3 protein-coding genes are annotated in these 3,888 nt (G+C 65.8%); all 3 read right to left on the reverse strand.

Annotated features, from left to right (window positions below; translation table 11 throughout):
* Positions 1-821, reverse strand: an 821-nt coding sequence (locus ACXJKR_RS26635; protein ID WP_457325378.1) for an FAD-binding protein, incomplete at its 3' end; no start/stop codon positions are given.
* Positions 822-834: 13 nt separating this feature from the next.
* Entirely contained in the window at positions 835-1,623 is a 789-nt protein-coding gene (locus ACXJKR_RS26640; protein WP_457325379.1) for a GntR family transcriptional regulator, read from the reverse strand.
* A gap of 323 nt (positions 1,624-1,946) precedes the next feature.
* Positions 1,947-3,888: putative bifunctional diguanylate cyclase/phosphodiesterase (locus ACXJKR_RS26645; protein ID WP_457325381.1), on the reverse strand; the 1,942-nt coding region annotated here is incomplete at its 5' end.

Raw genomic sequence — 3,888 nt, forward strand, 5'->3', positions numbered from 1 at the left:
CACTCGATGAAGCGCTGGCCGGCGTTGTTGGACGTGTAGCCGCCGAAGGGGCCGGTCACGTAGGCGCAAGCCGGGCCGTTGTAGTCCTTGATCAGGGGGTTGATCTGGAAGCACTCGAGGTTGGTCAGCTCGGCGCCTGCGTGATAGGCCATCACGTGCCCTTCACCGCAGTTGGTCGGGTTCTCGTAGGTGCCAAACAAATAGCCACTGGCGGGCAGGCCCAGACGCCCGGCCGCGCCCGTGCAGATGATGACGGCCTTGGCCTTGATGACGTGGAAGTCCGCCGTGCGGCAGTCGAAACCCATAACGCCGGCAATCTCGCCGTCAGGCCCGGTCAGCAGCCGCGTGGCCACGACGCGGTTGGTGATCTCCACGCGCGCCCGCTTGAGCTGGCGATAGAGCACCCGCTTCATGTGGTGCCCCTCGGGCATGGGCAGCACGTAGCTGCCCAGGTGGTGGACCTTGCGCACCGAGTAGTCGCCGGTCTCGTCCTTCTCGAACTTGATGCCCCAGCGGTCCAGCTCCTCGATCATCGGGTAGCTGTTGGCCGCGTAGGCGTAGACACCCTTCTGGTCGACGATGCCGTCGTTGGCGACGGTGATCTCCTTGGTGTACTGCTCGGGTGTGGCGTGACCGGGAATGACGGCGTTGTTCAGCCCGTCCATGCCCATGCTGATGGCGCCGCTGCGCTTGACGTTGGCCTTGTCCAGCAGCAGCACCCGCAGCTTGGGATTCTTCTCCTTGGCCTTCACCGCGGCCATCGGGCCGCCGGTTCCACCGCCAACGATGACGAGGTCGTATTCGTGTTCGATCGTGTCCATGTGCAGGCTCTCCTCAAGAGGCTCGTTCGGAAACAGGCACGCGATCGACGCGCACCTTGTACTGGAAGGCGTCACCGCGGTAATAGAGGTGTTCGTAGTCGATGGGCGCGCCGTCGGCGGTGTGCGTCGTGCGCTCGATGAAGAGCACGGGCGAGCCCTCCTCGACCTTGAGCTGCCCGGCCAGCGTCTCGTCCGCCAGCGTCGAGCCGATCTGCAGCTCGGCGTGGCCGAGGGCCAGGCCGTAGTCGTTCTCCAGGATGGCGAAGATGTCGCGCGCGGCCAGGTCTTCCTTGGCCAGGCGCTGGCCGATGGCCGCGGGCACGTAGGTCACGTCCAGCGAGATCGGCTCGCGGTTCAGGAAGCGCAGGCGGTGCAGCTCCGTGACCTTGGCGCGTTTGGCCAGCTGCAGCTTCTCGGCCACCTGCTGCGACGGCAGCACCGTCTTGATCGACAGCACGCGGGCAAAGGTCTCGTAGCCCATCTGCCGCATCGCCTCGCCGAAGCCCTGCAGGCGCCCCAGATCCTGGAAGGCCTTGGGCTTGGAGACGAAGCTGCCCTTGCCGTGGATGYGGAAGATCAGGCCTTCGTTCTGCAGGTCATTGAGCGCCTGGCGCACCGTGATGCGGCTGACGTCGAACGCGGCCATCATCTCGCTCTCCGACGGCATCTGCTGATGCGGCTGGTAGCTGCCATCGAGGATGCGGGCGCGCAGGATCTCCTTGATCTGCGTGTACAGCGGCAGCGGTGACGACAGCTTGATGCGATGAGCGCCGTCCGCCTCGGGGGCAGGGACCAGCGTCAAGGATTTCCTAGCTGCAAGAGCGCCTTTGCTCATGGCCGTCCAACTCGTTATGACAAGTCATCACGAGCAGGAGCCGTGCCAGCTTTCCAGGCTGGATTTGCACGCGGCTGGTGCCGCTGGGCGGCGTCAGCCGCAGGGCCAGTTTCCGGTGTCTGACGCCCTGGACGGCGGCGTCAGGAAGGTCTCATCGAGACCGCTCGCTGCCCCTCACGCCATGTGTTCTGGCAATGCACCGAAGCGGGTCCATGCCCCAATTTGAATGCGCCAAATGTGTGAATGACCCGCCGCTGGCGGAGCCCTGAAAACCCTACTCTGGCGCGCCGTCAATGTTCCAGAGGCTGGCGTCGCATGGGCAGCGCGATCCTTTCGCCGGCCGCCCCCGTGCCAGGGGCGGCTGCGGTCATTGCCAACTGCCGGCCCTCCAGCAGCATGCGGGCGTATTCCTCGGCCGGCACCGGGCGGCTGAAGTGGTAGCCCTGGATCTGGTCGCAGCCGCTGGCCCTCAGGAACTCCAGCTGCGCGGGGGTCTCGACGCCTTCCGCAATGACGTGCATGCGCATGCTGTGAGCCATGGCGATGATGGCCAGCGAGATGGCGGCGTCTTCTGGGCTGCGTGTGATATCGGTGATGAAGGATCGGTCGATCTTCACCGAGTTGAAAGGAAAGAGCTTCAGGTAAGCGAGCGAGGAGTAGCCGGTGCCAAAGTCGTCCAGAGACAGGTGCAGGCCGAACTGGCGGAGGTCATGCATGGTGCGCTCGGCCGCGATGGGATCCTGCATGACCAGGGTTTCGGTCAGCTCGAGTTCGATGGCGTCGGCGCCCAGTCCGTTGTCGCGCAGGGCTTGCTCGACACACTGGCGTACCCGACCCTCGCGGAACTGCAGGGTCGACAGGTTCACCGCGACCGGCCGCGTCGCGATGCCTCGCGACCGCCAGACCGCCTGCTGGGCGCAGACGGCCTGGATGACCCATTCGCCGATGGGCACGATGAGGCCAGTCTCTTCGGCGATTGGAATGAAATCGCCCGGGGGCACCAGGCCGCGCTTGGGATGCTGCCAGCGGATCAGGGCTTCGGCCGCGGTGATCTGGCCATCGGCCAGATTGACCTTGGGCTGGAAATGCAACACGAACTGCTGCTGGGCCAATGCTTCGCGCAGTTGCCCTTCCATCTCCAGCTTCTCGGCCATGCGGGCATTCATCTCGGGCGAATAGGTGGCATGCTTCTCGCCAGCCAAACGGGCCTGCTTGAGGGCGGACTCGGCATTGCGGAACAGCGATTCGGCACTGGCGCCGTCCTCCGGATACACGGACACGCCCAGGTGGGCGGACAGGCTGACGTCGCTGCCATCGACTGACGTGGGTCGGCCGATGACTTCGTCCAGCACGCGCAGCAGCGTCGTGACGTCCTCGTCGCCCTTGTAGCTGCCGGCGACGGCGAAGTTGTCGCCCGCCAGCCGGGCCACGTTGTGGCTGCGCGCGAATTCGGTGGCCAGGCGCTGCCCCAGTTGTCTCAGCAACTGGTCCCCCACGTGCCGGCCCAGGGTGTCGTTCAGCCGTTTGAACCGGTGGAGGTTGGCAATGACGGCCACCACGCCGGTGCCGGCCGCAGCCGCGGACTGGATTGCGAGGTCAAGGCGGTCCAGGAAGACAAGGTTGTTGGGCAGGCCGGTCAGTGCGTCATAGCGGGACAGGTAATGGACCTTTTCCTCCTGCTCGATGTGCCTGAGCGCAAACGAGATATCGCCAGCCAGCTCGCCGAGCAGCTTGAGCTCGTCCTCGTCGAAGAGATGGGCCTCCGTGGCGTACAGCGCGATGACGCCGACGAGCCGGTCACCGGAAGTCAACGGCAGCGCAATCGCGGAGCCGACCCCCTTCGCCGGCGCAACGGCGTGGACAGCCGCACCCATGTCCTCCTGCGAGAGGTCGTTGCAGTACACGACGCCGCCGCCATCGAGCGCCCGGTAGGGAAGTGAGCGGCGGCCTGGCCCACCGGTGGCGCCCAGAGCGCCGCGCAACTCGTCGAGCTGCCCGGCATCCAGGCCTCGCGCGGCAATGGGGTCGAGCCTCTTCAAAGGGCCGTGGGCGAGGCCGATCCAGGCACTCGCGAAGCCGCCATCCTCGGCGGCGATGCGGCAGGTTTCATCGAACAGCGCCTGCCGGTCGCGCAGCCTGACGATGGCCGAGTTGATGCCGCTCAGGACGCTCTTGATGCGGCTGAGCCGGCTGATCTTCAGCTGCTGGGCCTCGAGCTCCTTGACGTAGCGC

This window comes from Roseateles sp. P5_E11, assembly GCF_054049355.1.